The 18,257-nt window shown below is 65.1% G+C and carries 14 protein-coding genes; 4 read left to right on the top strand and 10 right to left on the bottom strand.

Going from position 1 to position 18,257, the window contains the following annotated elements:
- The coding region (locus N878_RS22805; RefSeq protein WP_021445821.1) for an alpha/beta fold hydrolase at nt 1-699 on the bottom strand (699 nt) is incomplete at its 3' end.
- Nucleotides 700-826: 127 nt separating this feature from the next.
- Nucleotides 827-3,199 (bottom strand): phosphoenolpyruvate synthase, encoded by a 2,373-nt coding sequence (gene ppsA, locus N878_RS22800; protein WP_031303835.1) that lies wholly within the window; start codon nt 3,197-3,199, stop codon nt 827-829.
- Between the two features lie 182 nt (nt 3,200-3,381).
- On the opposite strand from ppsA, the gene N878_RS22795 reads away from it, so the two are divergent.
- Nucleotides 3,382-4,200: a pyruvate, water dikinase regulatory protein gene (locus N878_RS22795; protein WP_021445819.1), complete on the top strand. Its 819-nt coding sequence runs from the start codon at nt 3,382-3,384 to the stop codon at nt 4,198-4,200.
- A 66-nt stretch (nt 4,201-4,266) separates the two neighbouring features.
- Here N878_RS22795 and prpF read toward each other — a convergent pair whose 3' ends face one another.
- The 5 genes from prpF to N878_RS22770 form a co-directional block, all read right to left on the bottom strand.
- Nucleotides 4,267-5,454 carry a 2-methylaconitate cis-trans isomerase PrpF gene (gene prpF, locus N878_RS22790; RefSeq protein ID WP_021445818.1) on the bottom strand — a complete coding sequence of 396 codons (1,188 nt, stop codon included), beginning with the start codon at nt 5,452-5,454 and terminating at the stop codon, nt 4,267-4,269.
- 108 nt (nt 5,455-5,562) lie between these two features.
- Nucleotides 5,563-8,172 carry a Fe/S-dependent 2-methylisocitrate dehydratase AcnD gene (acnD, locus tag N878_RS22785; protein WP_021445817.1) on the bottom strand — a complete coding sequence of 870 codons (2,610 nt, stop codon included), beginning with the start codon at nt 8,170-8,172 and terminating at the stop codon, nt 5,563-5,565.
- Nucleotides 8,172-9,326: a 2-methylcitrate synthase gene (gene prpC / locus N878_RS22780; protein ID WP_021445816.1), complete on the bottom strand. Its 1,155-nt coding sequence runs from the start codon at nt 9,324-9,326 to the stop codon at nt 8,172-8,174. The genes acnD and prpC overlap by 1 nt, the downstream gene beginning before the upstream one ends.
- Nucleotides 9,327-9,358: 32 nt before the next feature.
- Nucleotides 9,359-10,243: a methylisocitrate lyase gene (gene prpB / locus N878_RS22775; RefSeq protein ID WP_021445815.1), complete on the bottom strand. Its 885-nt coding sequence runs from the start codon at nt 10,241-10,243 to the stop codon at nt 9,359-9,361.
- On the bottom strand, nt 10,240-10,962 hold the full coding sequence (locus tag N878_RS22770) for a GntR family transcriptional regulator (RefSeq protein WP_021445814.1): 723 nt from the start codon (nt 10,960-10,962) through the stop codon (nt 10,240-10,242). Before N878_RS22770 ends, prpB begins: the two co-directional genes overlap by 4 nt.
- 299 nt (nt 10,963-11,261) lie before the next feature.
- On the opposite strand from N878_RS22770, the gene N878_RS22765 reads away from it, so the two are divergent.
- From N878_RS22765 to N878_RS22755, 3 genes are read left to right on the top strand one after another with little or no spacing between them, the layout of a single operon-like run.
- On the top strand, nt 11,262-11,798 hold the full coding sequence (locus N878_RS22765; RefSeq protein WP_021445813.1) for an ATP-dependent zinc protease: 537 nt from the start codon (nt 11,262-11,264) through the stop codon (nt 11,796-11,798).
- A 6-nt stretch (nt 11,799-11,804) separates the two neighbouring features.
- Entirely contained in the window at nt 11,805-13,331 is a 1,527-nt protein-coding gene (locus N878_RS22760; RefSeq protein ID WP_021445812.1) for an inactive transglutaminase family protein, read from the top strand.
- 4 nt (nt 13,332-13,335) lie between these two features.
- Complete coding sequence (locus N878_RS22755) at nt 13,336-14,319, top strand: alpha-L-glutamate ligase-like protein (protein WP_021445811.1); 984 nt, start codon at nt 13,336-13,338, stop codon at nt 14,317-14,319.
- Nucleotides 14,320-14,468: 149 nt separating this feature from the next.
- Here the strand turns inward: N878_RS22755 and N878_RS22750 are convergent, their stop codons facing one another.
- Genes N878_RS22750 through N878_RS22740 form a run of 3 tightly spaced genes read right to left on the bottom strand, consistent with a single transcriptional unit; the run spans nt 14,469 to nt 18,237 of the window.
- Nucleotides 14,469-15,620, bottom strand: coding sequence for a MalM family protein (locus N878_RS22750; RefSeq protein WP_021445810.1), 1,152 nt, complete (start codon nt 15,618-15,620; stop codon nt 14,469-14,471).
- Nucleotides 15,621-15,624: 4 nt separating this feature from the next.
- Nucleotides 15,625-17,214, bottom strand: coding sequence for an outer membrane protein transport protein (locus N878_RS22745; protein WP_021445809.1), 1,590 nt, complete (start codon nt 17,212-17,214; stop codon nt 15,625-15,627).
- 18 nt (nt 17,215-17,232) lie between these two features.
- Complete coding sequence (locus tag N878_RS22740) at nt 17,233-18,237, bottom strand: flagellar protein FilC (protein WP_031303833.1); 1,005 nt, start codon at nt 18,235-18,237, stop codon at nt 17,233-17,235.
- Nucleotides 18,238-18,257: the final 20 nt, after the last annotated feature.

The raw sequence follows: 18,257 nt of genomic DNA, 5'->3' as shown, positions 1-18,257 counted from the left end.
ATCCTGCTCGCGGTCGCCGAAGCGGCCGAACAGGCCGTGCCAGCGCAGGCTCTCCAGGGCGATGCCGATGGGTTCGTCCTCCGGCCCCTGCTTCATCCGCCGCCCGGAAATATAGGGCAGGCCCTTGAGCAGCAGACGCCCGCTCCACTCCACCGGCGGCAGCTTGAGCGGCCAGTGGACGCGGCTGATCTGGCTGCCGAACAGCGCCGCCGAGCGCACCTGCCGGGCGTCCAGGTAGCCGCCGCCGAGCGCCGCGGCCAGGGTGATGCCCCCCAGGGAATGACCTATCCAGTGGGCGACCTGCCCGTTCTGCTCGGCGATGAAGGCGGCGATGGCCGGCAGGTCGTGGCGCACGTACTGCGCCACGCTGTTGTGGCGGTAGCCCTCGTTACGTGGCGACAGGCCGTGGCCGCGCATCTCGGCGATCCACACATCGAAGCCGGCACGCGCCAGGTACGCGCCCAGGCCGACGCCCCTGGGCGAGTACCAGAAACGCCGGTTGGAAAAGCTGCCGTGCAGCAGCACCACCGGCACCCCGCGCGCATCTTCGGCACCGGCCAGGCCGAGACGGGTCAGGGCCAGCTCGACGCTGGAGTCCGGGCTGTTGTTGGGTTTGACAAGGTAGACGTCCTCGCTGAGATCGCCGCGCAATTCGGCGCTGATCAGGGCGACGGGGAAAAGCTCACTGCTGCTTTGCATGGATCGGACGACCGGAAGCGCTTACACAAAATATTGCCGGGAGAGATCGTTTCACAGCGGCTTGCGAGACGGCGGTGCACAAAAAAGGGCGGGATCGACCCGCCCTTTGTCGCCGTCAGGCACGGCCTCAGGCGGGTTGAGTCTCGGCGAGGAAGAACCAGGTGTCGAGCACCGAGTCCGGGTTCAGCGAGACGCTCTCGATGCCCTGCTCCATCAGCCACTTGGCCAGGTCCGGGTGGTCCGAGGGACCCTGGCCGCAGATGCCGATGTACTTGCCGGCCTTGTTGCAGGCGGCGATGGCGTTGGCCAGCAGCTTCTTCACCGCCGGGTTACGCTCGTCGAACAGGTGGGCGACGATGCCAGAGTCGCGGTCCAGGCCCAGGGTCAGCTGGGTCAGGTCGTTGGAACCGATGGAGAAGCCGTCGAAGAACTCGAGGAACTCCTCGGCCAGGATGGCGTTGGACGGCAGCTCGCACATCATGATCACCTTCAGACCGTCCTGACCGCGGGCCAGGCCGTTGCTGGCCAGCAGCTCGACCACTTGCGAGGCCTCGCCCAGGGTGCGCACGAAGGGCACCATGATCTCGACGTTGGTCAGACCCATCTCGCCGCGCACCTTCTTCAGCGCGCGGCATTCCAGCTCGAAGCAGTCGCGGAAGGACTCGCTGATGTAGCGCGAGGCGCCGCGGAAGCCGAGCATCGGGTTTTCTTCTTCCGGCTCGTAGAGCTTGCCGCCGATCAGGTTGGCGTATTCGTTGGACTTGAAGTCCGACAGCCGCACGATGACCTTCTTCGGCCAGAACGCGGCGGCCAGGGTGCTGATGCCCTCGACCAGCTTCTCGACGTAGAAGTCGACCGGATCGCCGTAACCGGCGATGCGCTTCTCGACGCTGTCCTTGATCTCGGCCGGCAGACCGGCGAAGTTCAGCAGCGCCTTGGGGTGCACGCCGATCATGCGGTTGATGATGAATTCCAGACGGGCCAGGCCCACGCCTTCGTTGGGCAGCTGGGCGAAGTCGAAGGCGCGGTCCGGGTTGCCGACGTTCATCATGATCTTGAACGGCAGCTCGGGCATGGCGTCGACCGAGTTCTTGCGAATGTCGAAGCCCAGCTCACCTTCGAAGATGAAGCCGGTGTCGCCCTCGGCGCAGGAGACGGTGACGCCCTGGCCGTCTTTCAGCACCTGAGTGGCGTTGCCGCAACCGACCACAGCCGGAATACCCAGCTCGCGGGCGATGATCGCCGCGTGGCAGGTACGCCCGCCGCGGTTGGTGACGATGGCGCTGGCGCGCTTCATCACTGGTTCCCAATCCGGGTCGGTCATGTCGGAGACCAGCACGTCGCCCGGCTGCACCTTGTCCATCTCGGAGACGTCGTGGATCACCCGCACCTTGCCGGCGCCGATGCGTTGGCCGATGGCGCGGCCTTCCACCAGTACGGTGCCCTTCTCTTTCAGCAGGTAGCGCTCCATCACGGTGGCGCTGGCGCGGCTCTTCACGGTCTCAGGGCGGGCCTGGACGATGTATAGTTTGCCGTCGTCGCCGTCCTTGGCCCACTCGATGTCCATCGGCCGGCCGTAGTGCTTCTCGATGATCAGTGCCTGCTTGGCCAGCTCGCTGACCTCGGCGTCGCTGATGCAGAAGCGCGCGCGCTCGGCGCGGTCGACTTCCACGGTCTTGACCGAGCGACCGGCCTTGGCTTCGTCGCCGTAGACCATCTTGATCGCCTTGCTGCCCAGGTTGCGACGCAGGATCGCCGGGCGGCCGGCTTCCAGGGTCGGCTTGTGCACGTAGAACTCGTCGGGGTTGACCGCGCCCTGCACCACGGTCTCTCCGAGGCCGTAGGCGCCGGTGATGAAGACCACGTCACGGAAGCCGGATTCGGTGTCGAGGGTGAACATCACGCCGGCAGTGCCGGTTTCCGAGCGCACCATGCGCTGCACCCCGGCGGACAGGGCGACCAGCTTGTGGTCGAAGCCCTGGTGCACGCGGTAGGCGATGGCGCGGTCGTTGAACAGGGAGGCGAAGACTTCCTTGGCCGCGCGGATCACGTTGTCCACGCCGCGGATGTTGAGGAAGGTCTCCTGCTGGCCGGCGAAGGAGGCGTCCGGCAGGTCTTCGGCGGTGGCGGAGGAACGCACGGCCACGGCCATGTTGTCGTTGCCGGCGCTCATGGTGGCGAAGGCATCACGGATCTGCTTGTCCAGTTCGGCCGGGAACTCGGCGTCCATCACCCACTGGCGAATCTGCGCACCGGTCTTGGCCAGGGCGTTGACGTCGTCGACGTCGAGGGCATCGAGGGCCGCGTGGATCTGCGCGTTCAGGCCGCTCTGCTCGAGAAAGTCGCGGTAGGCCTGAGCCGTAGTGGCGAAACCGCCGGGAACCGAGACACCGGCACCAGCCAGGTTGCTGATCATCTCGCCGAGGGATGCGTTCTTGCCCCCCACATGCTCAACATCGTGATTGCCGAGCTTATCGAGGGAAACTACGTACTCTACCAAGGTGATCTCTCCACTAACGGTGTTGGAAAAGCTCAGGGGGCTCTGGAAGGTCCGGCGAACTCAAGATCGCGAGATTGTGGCCTGGCCCTTGTATAAGTAACAATGCCGAACCCGGTGGGGCCGGCGAAAAACGCGGCCTATGATAGCCAAGAATCGAACTCAGCTTAAGGCCTTTGGCGCAAATGAAACGAACCGCTTTCTTTATCTCCGATGGCACCGGCATCACCGCCGAAACCCTGGGCCAGAGCCTGCTCGCGCAGTTCGAGAATATTCAATTCACCAAACTGACGCGTCCCTATATCGACAGCGTCGATAAAGCGCGCGCCATGGTACAACAAATCGATCTGGCTGCCGAAAGGGACGGCGCACGCCCGATCATCTTCGACACCATCGTCAACCAGGACATCCGCGACGTACTGGCCACCGCCAACGGTTTCATGATCGACATCTTCTCCACCTTCCTCGCGCCGCTGGAGCAGGAACTGACCTCGCACTCCTCCTACTCGGTGGGCAAGTCCCACTCCATCGGGCAGAACTCCAACTACATGGAGCGCATCGAGGCGGTGAACTTCGCCCTGGACAACGACGACGGCGCACGCACCCACTACTACGACAAGGCCGACCTGATCCTGGTCGGCGTGTCGCGCTGCGGCAAGACCCCCACCTGCCTTTATATGGCCATGCAGTACGGCATTCGCGCCGCCAACTACCCGCTGACCGAGGACGACATGGAGCGCCTGCAACTGCCGGCCGCGCTCAAGCCATACAAGAACAAGCTGTTCGGCCTGACCATCGACCCCGACCGGCTCACCGCCATCCGCCACGAGCGCAAGCCCAACAGCCGCTACGCCAGCTTCGCCCAGTGCGAGTTCGAGGTGCGCGAGGTGGAGAACCTGTTCCGCCGCGAGAACATCGCCTATATCAACTCCACGCATTTCTCGGTGGAAGAGATTTCCGCCAAGATCCTGGTGGAAAAAGGTGTAGAGCGCCGGCTCAAGTAATCTCCATAACAAGCTGTTTTAAAAAGAAAAAGGCTCGCAATTTCGAGCCTTTTCCAGTTTTCGCCATCAGAAACTGTCGCCCGGCACCCGTACCCAGCCTTCCATCAGGATGCGCGCACTGCGACTCATGATGGCCTTGGTCACCGTCCATTGGCCGTCGACCCGCTTCGCCTGGGCGCCGACGCGCAAGGTGCCGGACGGATGACCGAACCGCACCGCCTCGCGCTCGCCGCCGCCGGCCGCCAGGTTGACCAGGGTGCCGGGAATCGCCGCGGCCGTGCCGATGGCCACTGCGCAGGTGCCCATCATGGCGTGGTGCAGCTTGCCCATGGACAGCGCACGCACCAGCAGATCGACCTCGCCAGCCTCTATCTGCTTGCCACTGGAGGCCTTGTAACTCTTCGGCGGGGAAACGAAGGCGATCTTCGGCGTGTGCTGGCGGGTAGCCGCTTCTTCCGCCTTCTTGATCAGGCCCATGCGCAGCGCGCCGGCCACGCGGATTTGCTCGAAACGCGCCAGTTGCGCCGGATCGCCGTTGATGGCCTCGCGCAGTTCGGTGCCCTGATAGCCGATGTCCTCGGCATTGACGAACACGGTCGGGATGCCGGCGGTGATCATGGTCGCCTTGAAGGTACCGACGCCGGGCACTTCGAGGTCATCGACCAGATTGCCGGTGGGGAACATCGAGGCGCCCTCCTCGCCATCGTCGGACGGGTCGAGGAACTCCAGCACGATCTCCGCCGCGGGGAAGGTCACCCCATCCAGCTCGAAGTCGCCGGTTTCCTGCACCTGGCCATTGCTGATTGGCACATGGGCGATGATGGTCTTGTGGATATTGGCCTGCCAGATACGCACCACACAGGTGCCGTTGTCGGGAATCCGCGCCGGATCGACCAGGCCGGCATGGATGGCAAAGGCCCCGGCCGCGGTGGACAGGTTGCCGCAGTTGCCGCTCCAGTCGACGAAGGCCTTGTCGATGGAGACCTGGCCGTAGAGGTAGTCGACGTCGTGTTCGGGCTGGCTGCTTTTCGACAGGATCACGCACTTGGAGGTGCTCGAGGTCGCGCCGCCCATGCCGTCGATATGCGCGCTGTACGGGTCGGGGCTGCCGATCACGCGCATGAACAACGCATCGCGCGCCGCGCCCGGCACCTGGCAGCGCTCGGGCAGATCCTGCAGGCGGAAGAACACGCCCTTGCTGGTACCGCCACGGATATAGGTGGCAGGAATCTTGATCTGGGGTTGCTGAGCCATAGGTGAGTCCTGGCTGGAAGATAAATGAATCCCAGGGTGGATCACGCCTCACCGATCCACCGTGGAACCAGCCACGGTGGATGGAAAAGCGCCATCCTCCCTACGAAATCAGGCGACCGCGCCTTCGAGGAAGTCCTTGGCGAAGCGCTGCAGCACGCCACCGGCCTTGTACACGCTGACGTCGGCAGCGGTGTCCAGGCGGCAGGTCACCGGTACCTTGACCACCTCGCCGTTGCGGCGATTGACCACCAGGGTCAGGTCGCAGCGCGGCGAAATCTCGCCCTCGATGTCGTAGGTCTCGGTGCCATCCAGACCCAGGGTCAGGCGGGTGGTACCCGGCTTGAACTCCACCGGCAGCACGCCCATGCCCACCAGGTTGGTGCGGTGGATGCGCTCGAAGCCCTCGGCGACTATCACCTCGACACCCGCCAGGCGCACGCCCTTGGCCGCCCAGTCGCGGGACGAACCCTGGCCGTAGTCGGCGCCGGCGACGATGATCAGGTTCTGCTTGCGGTTCATGTAGGTTTCGATGGCCTCCCACATGCGCATCACCTTGCCTTCCGGCTCGACGCGGGCCAGCGAGCCCTTCTTCACCTGGCCATCGACCACGGCCATTTCATTGACCAGTTGCGGGTTGGCGAAGGTGGCGCGCTGCGCGGTCAGGTGATCGCCCCGGTGGGTGGCGTAGGAGTTGAAGTCCTCCTCCGGCAGGCCCATCTTCGCCAGGTACTCGCCGGCCGCCGAGTCCGCCAGGATGGCGTTGGACGGCGACAGGTGGTCGGTGGTGATGTTGTCCGGCAGGATCGCCAGCGGACGCATGCCCTTGAGCGTACGCTCGCCGGCCAGCGCACCTTCCCAGTACGGCGGGCGGCGGATATAGGTGGACATCGGCCGCCAGTCGTACAGCGGGCTGTCGGCTTCCTTCACCGTCCCGAGGTCGAACATCGGGATATAGATCTGCTTGAACTGCTCGGGCTTCACGCTCGCCGCGACTATGGCGTCGATCTCCTCGTCGCTCGGCCACAGGTCCTTGAGGGTGATGGGATTACCCTGGGCATCGGTGCCCAGCGCATCCTGCTCGATATCGAAGCGCACGGTACCGGCGATCGCATAGGCCACCACCAGCGGCGGCGAGGCGAGGAAGGCCTGCTTGGCGTAGGGGTGGATACGGCCGTCGAAGTTGCGGTTACCCGAGAGCACGGCGGTGGCGTACAGGTCGCGGTCGATGATTTCCTTCTGGATCTTTGGTTCCAGCGCGCCGGACATGCCGTTGCAGGTGGTGCAGGCGTAGGCGACGATGCCGAAACCGAGTTTCTCCAGTTCCGGCAGCAGGCCGGCCTCCTCCAGGTACAGCTTGGCGACTTTCGAACCCGGTGCGAATGAAGTCTTGACCCAGGGCTTGCGCACCAGGCCCAGGGCGTTGGCCTTCTTCGCCACCAGACCGGCGGCGATGACGTTGCGCGGATTGGAGGTGTTGGTGCAGCTGGTGATGGCGGCGATGATCACCGCGCCGTCAGGCATCAGGCCCTGGGCTTCTTCGCCCTTGCCGGCTTGCAGCTTGGTCTCGTCGGCAATGCCGCGCTCGGCCAGCGCCGAAGTGGGCAGGCGGCGATGCGGGTTGCTCGGGCCTGCCATGTTGCGCACCACGCTGCCCAGGTCGAAGCGCAGCACACGCTCGTACTCGGCGGTCTTCAGCGCATCGCTCCACAGGCCGAGGGTCTTGGCGTAGTTCTCCACCAGTGCCACCTGCTCCGGCTCGCGGCCGGTGAGCTTGAGGTAGTCGATGGTCTGGCCGTCGATATAGAACATCGAGGCGGTGGCGCCGTATTCCGGGCACATGTTGGAGATGGTGGCGCGGTCGCCGATGGTCAGGCTGTCGGCGCCCTCGCCGAAGAACTCGACCCAGGCACCGACCACGCGCTCCTTGCGCAGGAACTCGGTGATGGCCAGGACGATGTCGGTGGCGGTGATGCCGGGCTGGCGCTTGCCGGTCAGCTCGACGCCGACGATGTCGGGCAGGCGCATCATCGACGGATGGCCGAGCATCACCGTCTCGGCCTCCAGGCCGCCGACGCCGATGGCGATCACGCCCAGGGCGTCGACGTGCGGGGTGTGCGAGTCGGTGCCGACGCAGGTGTCGGGGAAGGCTACGCCGCCGCGCGCCTGGATCACCGGGCTCATCTTCTCCAGGTTGATCTGGTGCATGATGCCGTTGCCGGCCGGGATCACGTCGACGTTCTTGAACGCGGTCTTGGTCCAGTCGATAAAGTGGAAGCGGTCCTCGTTGCGCCGGTCCTCGATGGCGCGGTTCTTCTCGAAGGCATCCGGGTCGAAGCCCGGCGCCTCGACGGCCAGCGAATGGTCGACGATCAACTGGGTCGGCACCACCGGATTGACCTTGGACGGATCGCCACCCTGCTCGGCGATGGCGTCACGCAGGCCGGCCAGGTCGACCAGCGCGGTCTGGCCGAGGATGTCGTGGCAGACCACCCGCGCCGGGTACCAGGGGAAATCCAGGTCGCGCTTGCGATGGACCAGCTGCTCCAGCGCGGCGGTCAGGTCCTGCGGCTCGCAGCGGCGCACCAGCTGCTCGGCGAGCACGCGCGAGGTGTAGGGGAGCTTGTCCCAGGCGCCGGCCTGAATCGCCTCGACCGCCTCGCGGGCGTCGAAGTAATCCAGCGCGGTGCCGGGCAGGCTTTTACGGTACTGAGTATTCATCACTTGCGCTCCTTGAGCGGCACGAACTTCAGGTCTTCGGGGCCTGTGTAGTTGGCGCTCGGGCGGATGATCTTGCCGTCGATGCGCTGCTCGATGACGTGCGCGGACCAGCCGGCGGTGCGGGCGATGACGAACAGCGGGGTGAACATGGCGGTGGGCACGCCCATCATGTGGTAGCTCACGGCGCTGAACCAGTCGAGGTTGGGGAACATCTTCTTGATTTCCCACATCACGCTTTCCAGGCGCTCGGCGATGTCGAACATCTTGGTGTTGCCCTGCTCCACCGACAGCTCGCGGGCCACTTCCTTGATCACCTTGTTGCGCGGGTCGCTGACGGTGTAGACCGGGTGACCGAAGCCGATCACCACTTCCTTGCGCTCGACGCGGGCGCGGATATCGGCCTCGGCATCAATCGGATTGTCGTAGCGCTTCTGGATCTCGAAGGCCACCTCGTTGGCGCCGCCGTGCTTGGGCCCACGCAGCGCGCCAATGGCGCCGGCGATGCAGCTGAACATGTCGGAGCCGGTGCCGGCGATCACCCGCGAGGTGAAGGTCGAGGCGTTGAATTCGTGCTCGGCGTACAGGTTGAGCGAGGTGTGCATGGCGCGCACCCAGGAATCGCGAGGCTTTTCGCCGTGCAGCAGGTGGAGGAAGTGGCCGCCGATGGAGTCGTCGTCGGTTTCCACCTCGATGCGCTTGCCGTTGTGGCTGTAGTGGTACCAGTACAGCAACGCGGACCCGAGGGACGCCATCAGCTTGTCGGCGATATCGCGCGCGCCCGGGTGGTTGTGGTCGTCCTTCTCCGGCTGCAGGCAGCCGAGCACGGACACCGCGGTGCGCATCACGTCCATCGGGTGGGCGGACGGCGGCAGGGTTTCCAGGGCGGCCTTGACGCCAGCCGGCAGGCCACGCAGGGCCTTGAGCTTGGCCTTGTAGCCGGCCAGTTCGGCGACATTGGGCAGCTTGCCATGCACCAGCAGGTGAGCGATTTCCTCGAACTCGCAGCGGTTGGCGAAGTCGAGCACGTCATAGCCGCGGTAGTGCAGGTCGTTGCCGGTGCGGCCGACGGTGCACAGGGCGGTGTTGCCGGCGGCGGTGCCGCTCAGGGCGACCGATTTCTTCGGTTTGAAGCCGGCAGTGGTTTCGGCGCTCATCTCTTATCTCCTCGAATCCGGTTGATGCATTGTTATTTTTTCGCGGCGAACAGCGCGTCGAGCTTCTGCTCGAAGGCGTGGTAGCCGATGCGGTCATAGAGTTCGGCGCGGGTCTGCATTAGCTCGATCACGTCCTTCTGGTGGCCGTTCTGGCGGATCGAGGTGTAAACCGCCTCTGCCGCCTTGTTGGCGGCACGGAAGGCCGACAGCGGGTAGAGCTGGATGGCCACGCCGACCGAAGCCAGCTCGTCGCGGGAAAACAGCGGGGTGGCGCCGAATTCGGTGATGTTGGCCAACACCGGAACGTTCAGTGCCTCGACGAAGCGCTTGTAGGTCGGCAGGTCATAGGCGGCCTCGGCGAAGATGCCGTCGGCGCCGGCCTCGACGTAGGCCTGGCAGCGCTCGATGGCGGCGTCCACGCCCTCGGCCTGGATCGCGTCGGTACGGGCGATCAGGAAGAAATTCGGGTCGGTCTTGGCGTCGGCGGCGGCGCGCACGCGGTCGACCATTTCCTCGCAGGAGACGATTTCCTTGCCCGGACGGTGGCCGCAGCGCTTGGCGCCGACCTGGTCCTCGATATGCGCGGCGGCGGCGCCAGCCTTGATCAGGCTCTTGATGGTGCGTTCGATATTGAAGGCGCTCGGGCCGAAGCCGGTGTCGATATCCACCAGCAGCGGCAGGTCGCACACGTCGGTGATGCGGCGCACGTCGGTGAGCACGTCATCGAGGGTGTTGATGCCCAGATCCGGCAGGCCCAGGGAGCCGGCCGCGACGCCGCCACCGGACAGGTAGAGGGCGCGGAAACCGGCGCGCTTGGCCAGCAGCGCATGGTTGGCGTTGATTGCGCCGATCACCTGCAACGGCGTCTCGATGGCGAGGGCCTGGCGGAAGCGCTGGCCGGGGGAAAGCTGACTCATGACTCACCTCGTTTCTTGGCTGTCTTGGACTGAGCATCCAGATAATGGCGCTCGATATTGCGTTTGGAGGCGCCGATATGGCGGCGCATCAGGAGTTCGGCCAGCTCGCCGTCACGCTCGGCGATGGCATCGAGAATGCGGTGGTGTTCGGCGAAAGCCTGGCGCGGCCGGTTCGGCACCGAGGAGAACTGCAGGCGATACATGCGCACCAACTGATACAGCTCGCCGCAGAGCATCTTGGCCAGGGTCTCGTTGCCGCTGCCCTGGATGATCCGGTAGTGGAAATCGAAATCGCCTTCCTGCTGGTAGTAACCCCGGCCGGCCTGAAAGGCCTCGTCGCGTTCGTGGGTGTCCAGCACCCGGCGCAGCTCGTCGATCTCGCCCTGGCTCATGCGCTCGGCGGCCAGGCGACAGGCCATGCCTTCCAGGGATTCGCGGATCTCGTACAGTTCGATCAGCTCGGCGTGCGACAGCGACACCACTCGCGCGCCGACATGGGGCACGCGCACCAGCAGCTTTTGCCCTTCCAGACGGTGGATCGCTTCGCGCAGCGGCCCGCGACTGATGCCGTAGGTGCGCGCCAGCTCGGGCTCGGAGATCTTGCTGCCGGGGGCGATCTCGCCTTTGACGATGGCGGCCTGGATCAGGCGAAAGACGTGCTCGGAAAGCGTCTCCGAATCGGCCTGGGGCGCAGCGGTGAGCGTTGAATCGATCAACATGATTGTCGACACCATGGCTATGCAATGGCGAAAAAATAAGCTCAAGCCCGATTCTTGTCAAAGAAAAATTAGTCATTGTCGACAATCTGTAGCAGGCCACTCCGCCAGCCAACCGCCGACCTTACTTGCAGAAAGCTACATAAGCGTCTGTCAGCACGGAAAAACCCCATGCTAGAATGGCGCCCGCTCAGACCGGGCCTTGCGCCCGGCCATGCCTGCTAGACTCCTGGCAAGCAAACGCGCCGGTTATCCGCCGCCAGTCGCCCACACGCCCCTGGCAACATTCCCTTCAAGGACTTATGACACTCAAGCCCTTCGCCTTGTTGCTTTGCCTGCTGGCCCTGTCCTGCCCGAGTCTCGCGGTGGGCAAAACCGTCTATGGCCTCAACGAATACACCCGCGTGCTCGACTTCGACCTGGAAGTTGCCGCCAAACTCGATACCGGCGCCAAGACCGCCTCGCTCAGCGCCCGCGACATCAAACGCTTCAAGCGCGACGGCGAGACTTGGGTGCGTTTCGTCCTGGCCATCGACGGCGGCCAGGAGCAGACCATCGAACGCCCGCTGGCGCGGATCAGCAAGATCAAGCGCCGCGCCGGCGACTACGACCCGGATGAAGGCAAGACCTACACGGCGCGCCCGGTGATCGAGCTGCAGCTGTGCATGGGTCAGGCCCTGCGCACCATCGAAGTGAACTTGACCGACCGTAGTGCATTCCAATACCCGCTGCTGATCGGCTCCGAAGCGCTCAAGCACTTCGAAGCCCTGGTCGATCCAAGCCTTAAATACGCCGCCGGCAAACCCGGCTGCGACTCTGACGCAACCCCTGGCGAGTAACTCCCCATGCGCTCTCTGAACCTGCATCTGAAAGTCCTGATCACCTTGTTGGTGGCCCTGGGCGTTCTGATTACGGCATACCAAATTTTCATCCTCGGCATTCCGGTGACCGAAGACGAGACCGACGACCTGTGGAACATCGACGCCAAGGTCGAGTTCCAGGCCAGCCCGCGCGAGCCGGTCAAGCTGCAGATGTACGTGCCGCCGCTGAACCAGGACTACGTCAGCCTCAACGAGAGCTTCATCTCCAACAACTATGGCGTCAGCGTCAACCGTGCCGACGGCAACCGCCGCGTCACCTGGTCGGCCCGTCGCGCCAGCGGCAAGCAGACCCTCTACTACCGCCTGGTGCTGACCAAGCGCTACAGCGGCGAACAGACGCCGGCCAAGGGGCCGATCTTCCGCGACAGCATCCCGGTCGAAGGTGCGGAGAAGATCGCCGCCGACGCCCTGCTCGCGCCCATCCGCCAGCACTCGGCCGACGTCGAAACCTTCATCAGCGAGACCATCAAGCGGGTCAACAACGCCAATGACGACAACGTCAAGCTGCTGCTCGGCGGCGACGCCTCCACGGCCAACAAGGCCAAGGTGATCGACCTGCTGCTGTCCATCGCCCACGTGCCGATGGAGCGCGTGCACACCATTCGCCTGCAGGCCGAGACCAGCCAGTCGCCGGAACTCTGGCTGCGCAGCTTCAACGGCGAGAAGTGGCTGTACTTCAACCCGGAAAGCGGCGAACAGGGTCTGCCGGCCGACCGCCTGGTGTGGTGGATCGGCGATGGCGACCTGGTCAGCCTGGAGGGCGGCAAGCAGGCGCAAGTCAGCTTCAGCCTGAACAACAGCGAGATGAACGCCATTCGCCTGGCCAAGCTGACCGACGAAACCACCGACGCCGACTTCCTCGAGTACTCGCTGTACGGCCTGCCGCTGTCGACCCAGCAGACCTTCCAGATCATGATCGTCATCCCCATCGGCGTGCTGGTGATCCTGATCCTGCGTAACCTCGGCGGCCTGCAGACCCTCGGCACCTTCACCCCGGTGCTGATCGCCCTGGCCTTCCGCGAGACCCAGCTGGGCTTCGGCATCTTCCTGTTCACCGTGATCACCGCACTCGGCCTGTCGCTGCGCTCCTACCTGGAGCACCTCAAGCTGCAGATGCTGCCGCGCCTGTCGGTGGTACTGACCTTCGTCGTGGTGCTGATCGCCGCCATCAGCCTGTTCAGCCACAAGCTGGGCCTGGAGCGCGGTCTGTCGGTGGCGCTGTTCCCCATGGTGATTCTGACCATGACCATCGAGCGTCTGTCGATCACCTGGGAAGAGCGCGGCGGCAGCCATGCCTTCAAGGTCGCCATCGGCACCCTGGTCGCCGCCACCCTGGCGCACCTGCTGATGAGCGTGCCGGAGCTGGTGTACTTCGTGTTCACCTTCCCGGCGGTGCTGATGATCCTGGTGGGCTTCATGCTGGCGATGGGTCGTTACCGCGGCTACCGCCTGACCGAACTGTTCCGCTTCAAAGCCTTCCTCAAGGACTAACGCCATGTTCGGCCTGATCAAGACGTGGAAGGCCCTTGAAGCCAAGGGCATCATGGGCATCAACCGACGCAATGCGGACTACGTGCTGAAGTACAACAAACGGCACCTCTACCCCATAGTCGACGACAAGATCATCACCAAGGAGCGGGCGATCGAGGCCGGCATCGACGTGCCCGAGCTGTACGGCATCATCGACACCGAGAAAGGCATCGACAAGCTCGACGAGATCATCGCCGGGCGCACCGACTTCGTCATCAAGCCGGCGCAAGGCGCCGGCGGTGACGGCATCCTGGTGATCGCCGACCGCTTCGAGGAGCGCTTCAAGACGGTGTCCGGCAAGATCGTCAGCCACGAGGAGCTGGAGCAGCAGATCTCCAACATCCTTTCCGGCCTCTACTCGCTGGGCGGCCACCGCGACCGCGCGCTGATCGAGTACCGGGTGACCCCGGACACCATCTTCAAGAGCATCAGCTACGAAGGCGTGCCGGACATCCGCATCATCGTGCTCATGGGTTATCCGGTGATGGCCATGCTGCGCCTGCCGACCCGTCAGTCCAACGGCAAGGCCAACCTGCACCAGGGCGCCATCGGCGTCGGCGTCGACCTGGCCACCGGCGTGACCCTGCGCGGCACCTGGCTGAACAACAAGATCAGCAAGCACCCGGACACCACCAACGCGGTGGACGGCGTGCAACTGCCGAACTGGGACGGCTTCATGAAGCTGGCCGCCGGCTGCTACGAGCTGTGCGGCCTGGGCTACATCGGCGTGGACATGGTGCTGGACCAGGACAAGGGCCCGCTGATCCTCGAGCTCAACGCCCGCCCCGGCCTGAACATCCAGATCGCCAACGACTGCGGCCTGACCCACCGCGCCCACGCCGTCGAGGCGCGCCTGGAAGAGCTGAAGAAGAAAGGCATCCAGGAAAGCCCGGAGGAACGCGTGCGCTTCTCCCAGCAGCTGTTCGGCCACGTCCAGCAGAACGCCTGACGGCGCCGAGACGATGAAAGGGCCCGGTCAAATGACCGGGCCCTTTCATTTGTAGGTTGGCGCCAGGCGCAGCGAAGCCCAACGGGAAACGCATAGCGCTCGGCTCGGCGATTGCCGTTGGGCTTCGGCGCTGCGCGCCTCAACCCAACCTAGCGCACGATCGCCAGTTCGAAGGCCCCCTCGTCGGCATGGGCATGGCGCTGCATGCCCGCCGCATCGGTCGCCAGCTCCTGCAGCGGACGCTTGAACGGCTTGTTGTCGAGGGTCTGCAGGCTGCGATCCTCGTCGGTGGTGAGCAGCAGTACGTAGCGCTCGCCGCGCTCGGCGCGCACCTGCACCGTGCCTTCGATAAAGGCGTAGCGATACCAGGTTTCCGGGTGCAGCTGGTACACCGCGTCGCTGACCAGGCGCGTCGGCCGCTTGGCCTCGTCGAGAAACAGCAACGAGGGGTAGACCACCTGGCGATTGGCGAAACTGCGCACGCGCAGGCCGTAGGTCTGGCGCGATGCCGGCAGCTTCAGCGCCGCGTAGTAGCTGCGGCCCATGGGGAACTCGAAGCTGGGCGAGAAGCGGTCGAGCTCCTCGTAGCGCGGCTCGTCGGCGGACAGCGCGGTGAAATCGCTGTCGCGCAGCTGGCCGCAGCAGCGTGTCAGCAATTCGCCGTAGAGGCCGTCGCCTCGGCTCTGGCTGCCGGCCAGCAGCGCCTGCATGGCCGCGGTCGGCTGGCCGTCGAGCAGCGGCAGGGCCGGCTGGCCGCGCTCGAACTCGATCTGCCGGCCCTCGCTATAGCGCACCGACGTGCTTTGTTCGCTGCCACGGGCACCTCGCTGGCCGGCGGCGACCGGCGAGTTGTGCATCCGCCCCTGCTCGTCGACCCAGGTGTAATAGGGGCTGTCGTCGCCATCGCGGAGGAAGTCGCGCCCCTCCAGCACCGCCGAATCGATGTAGTCCCCTGCCCGCTCGCCGCTGGCCAGCAAGCGGTCTCGGCGAGCCACGCCGGCGACCTGCTCGCCGGCATAGAAACTGTTCTGCAGCTGGCCGCTGCCGTCGACCCAGGTGAAATAGCGGCGCTTGCTCTCGCCGGTGATCGGCGCACTGCCCGGCCAGGCGCCGCCGTCGCCAAGGCGGGCCTGATCGCTCTGCTGCGCGCGGCGCTGGGCCAGGCGCTGCTGCTCGGCGAAGCGGGTATCGACGAAGGTGTTGTGCACCCGGCCGAGGTCGTCGACCCAGGTCAGGTAGCGGCTGCTGGCAGCGGCATGCATCAGCGGCAGCAGCATCAGGACGAACAGCAGACTGCGCATCGCCTCAGAACCTCGAGGTGTAGGTCATGGAGAAGATATAGGCCTTGACCGTGGTTTCGACATTGAGCCCGGCATAGGGGTTGTAGACCAGGTTGTCCAGGCCCTCGCAGCTAAGGTTGCAGCTGCTGCCGGCGGGGATGTTCTGCTTGGAGACGAAGTAGTTGAAACCGATGTCGATGCTGCTGTCCTTGTCCCAGCGGTAGCCCAGGCCCAGGCCGTAGAGATCGCCGTCGCCCACCGGCGCCAGCACGTCGGCCTTGTCCTCGGGGATGGCCGAGGGGCGGTATTCGTAACCGGCGCGCAGGGCCAGGCGGTCGTTGACCTCGTACTGCACGCCCACGCCCCAGCTCCAGGTGTCGCGGTAGCCGCGGTCGAGGATGATGCTGCGATCGGTGGCGTTGCCGCCGCCGAAGGTCTTGGCGATGCGCAGCAGGTCCAGTTCGCGGTCGAACTCGATCTCGAAGTTGTTCCAGTCGCTGTAACCGACCCAGCGCAGGTCGAGGTTGAACTGCCACTTGTCCAGCGGGCGCAGCTTGATGCCGGTGCTGAAGGCATCCGGGTAGGTCAGCTTGAGCGAGGCATTGCCGCTCTCCTCGTCCGCTCCGTAGGGAAACAGCGGGCTGAGCACCTGGCCGAACAGCGAGCCCTGCAGCCCCGACCAGAACCCGGCCCAGTCGTCCGTGTAGTCGATGCGGTACTTGCCCTGCAGGTTCATCCGCGCCTCGCTCTGGTAGGTGGCGCCCCAGGCGAACCAGTCGGTGGGCTCCCAGAGGATGCCCAGGTTGTAGGTCGGCGACAGGCTCTGCTGCAGGTCCAGATCGAGGTTGGCCAGCGAGTCGAAGGGGCCGATCTTGCCGCTGCAGACGTTGATGAAGGGCCCGAGGATCTCCTCCAGACCGGGCAGGCACAGCGCCTCGTTGAGGATGCGGGTCAGGCCGGTGAGCATGCCGGGGTTGCGGAAATCCTGGTTGAGCGCCACGGCCTGGTGCGAGAAGCCCACGGACAGCCCCACGGAGAGTTCATCGTTGACCTGATAGGCCAGCGAGGGGGAGAAGTAGGTGATGCGCTGCAGCGATACCTGGCGCCCCTGGAAGCGCCCCGGGTCGCTGTCCGAATCGCGCGAGTAGCCCAGCGCCATCGGCGCGTAGACGTTGGTGGCGAAGGTGAACTTCGAGCCCGGCGGGTTGATCGACAGCCCCGCCAGCGGTGCCACCAGCACCGGCAGCTCGGTCATGCCGCCGACGCCGGGCAGGTACATGGTCGGCGTCAGGGTGCGGCTGCTGGAGTTCTTGAACGGGTCGTCGTCGAAGCCCATGAAGCCGTAGTCTTCCTTGGCCTCGAATTCGGCGCGGATGTCCATCACCCCGCTGAGCAGCTTGACCGTGGTCTGCCGGCCCTTGAGCTTGCTCAGCGCGGCCGGGTTGTAGTGCACGGCGTCGATGCCGGTGGAATCGGCGGTCACCGCGTTGCCCATGGCCATGGCCTTGGGATTACCGATGGTCAGGTTATTGGCCAGCTGGGCCTGGGCCTGCAGGGCGCAGCCCGCGCTCAGGCCGACCAGCAGCACGGCCTGCAGCGTCGCAAGATGGGTCATATCGGCTTCGCTCGCTGCTTATTCGGCCTTGAGGCCCTTGATGTCCAGGGGCATGGAGACGCCGAGCAGGACATCGGGCGAATCTTCGGTCATGCCGAAGCCGGCGTTGACGTTGACGATATGGTTCGGCGAGGTGCGCAGGCCGAGGGAGAAGTTCATCACCGCGCTGGTCTGCTCGCTGCCTTCGAAGCTGGCGTCACTGAACTTGAACTTCGGCGCCAGGTTGTGCGCCATCTGGAACGAGGTGGCCAGCGACACGTCGTAGGACAGCGCGTAGGCGAAGCCCATGCTCAGCGACAGGCTCGAGCCCGGGTCGACCTCTTCCAGCAGGCGGCCGGCGCGCACCTGGTCGGCGTCGCGGATCGGCAGGTTGTAGGTGTAACCCAGCGAGCCGAACAGCACGACCGGGTCGATCACGTAGGACAGGTTGGCGCCGACGCCCAGGCTGTAATAGCCGTTGCCGCTGGACAGGCCGTTGTCCAGGCTGACGTCGTAGGGGCTGTCGCCGGTGGGCAGGCCGAGAGTGGCGAACAGCGTGGTGACCGGCCGCCCGCGCGCCGAGGACCAGGGCTGCCAGCGCAGGCTGGCGGAGACGTCGCCGAGGCTGTAGGTGCTGAGGTCGCGCTCGGTGTCGTACTTGGCCAGGAACGGCACGCGCATGCTGAAGGTCAGGTTGTCCCACACCCCGTAGTCGAAGGTGAAGGAGTTGGTGAAGGTGTGCTGCGCCTCGCTCTGGCCGATCACGCTGAACACGTTGCTGCCGGTGCGCACGGTCTGGATCTGGGTATCGCGCAGCAGCGAGTAGTCGAAGCCGTAGGTCAGGGTGCGTTCGCCCTTCTTGAGCAGGGTGTAGCTCTTCTCGGCGGCCTGGAACACCTCCTCCAGCGCCTTGGCGCTGTCGGCGTCGTCTTCCTTCTTGGTCAGCGCCTCGCGCGCCTCGTCGACCGTCGCCTCTTCGGCGCAGGCCGGCTGCGCCATGGCCAGCGCCAGCGCGGCCAGCCCTGCGTACCCCCAAACTCCCATGACGCTATCCCCAGGTCGTT

It is taken from the genome of Pseudomonas sp. EGD-AK9, from assembly GCF_000465935.2.
GTDB lineage: Bacteria > Pseudomonadota > Gammaproteobacteria > Pseudomonadales > Pseudomonadaceae > Aquipseudomonas.
The sequence above is the reverse complement of the archived record's forward strand: the minus strand, read 5'-3'. Positions and strand labels throughout refer to the sequence as shown.

Coding starts and splice junctions, on each gene's coding strand:
- N878_RS22770 (WP_021445814.1), bottom strand. CDS start 10,962: ATGTTGATCGATTCAACGCTCACCGCTGCGCCCCAGGCCGATTCGGAG.
- prpB (WP_021445815.1), bottom strand. CDS start 10,243: ATGAGTCAGCTTTCCCCCGGCCAGCGCTTCCGCCAGGCCCTCGCCATC.
- acnD (WP_021445817.1), bottom strand. CDS start 8,172: ATGAATACTCAGTACCGTAAAAGCCTGCCCGGCACCGCGCTGGATTAC.
- N878_RS22760 (WP_021445812.1), top strand. CDS start 11,805: ATGCGCTCTCTGAACCTGCATCTGAAAGTCCTGATCACCTTGTTGGTG.
- N878_RS22795 (WP_021445819.1), top strand. CDS start 3,382: ATGAAACGAACCGCTTTCTTTATCTCCGATGGCACCGGCATCACCGCC.
- N878_RS22765 (WP_021445813.1), top strand. CDS start 11,262: ATGACACTCAAGCCCTTCGCCTTGTTGCTTTGCCTGCTGGCCCTGTCC.
- N878_RS22755 (WP_021445811.1), top strand. CDS start 13,336: ATGTTCGGCCTGATCAAGACGTGGAAGGCCCTTGAAGCCAAGGGCATC.
- prpF (WP_021445818.1), bottom strand. CDS start 5,454: ATGGCTCAGCAACCCCAGATCAAGATTCCTGCCACCTATATCCGTGGC.
- N878_RS22750 (WP_021445810.1), bottom strand. CDS start 15,620: ATGCGCAGTCTGCTGTTCGTCCTGATGCTGCTGCCGCTGATGCATGCC.
- N878_RS22740 (WP_031303833.1), bottom strand. CDS start 18,237: ATGGGAGTTTGGGGGTACGCAGGGCTGGCCGCGCTGGCGCTGGCCATG.
- prpC (WP_021445816.1), bottom strand. CDS start 9,326: ATGAGCGCCGAAACCACTGCCGGCTTCAAACCGAAGAAATCGGTCGCC.
- N878_RS22745 (WP_021445809.1), bottom strand. CDS start 17,214: ATGACCCATCTTGCGACGCTGCAGGCCGTGCTGCTGGTCGGCCTGAGC.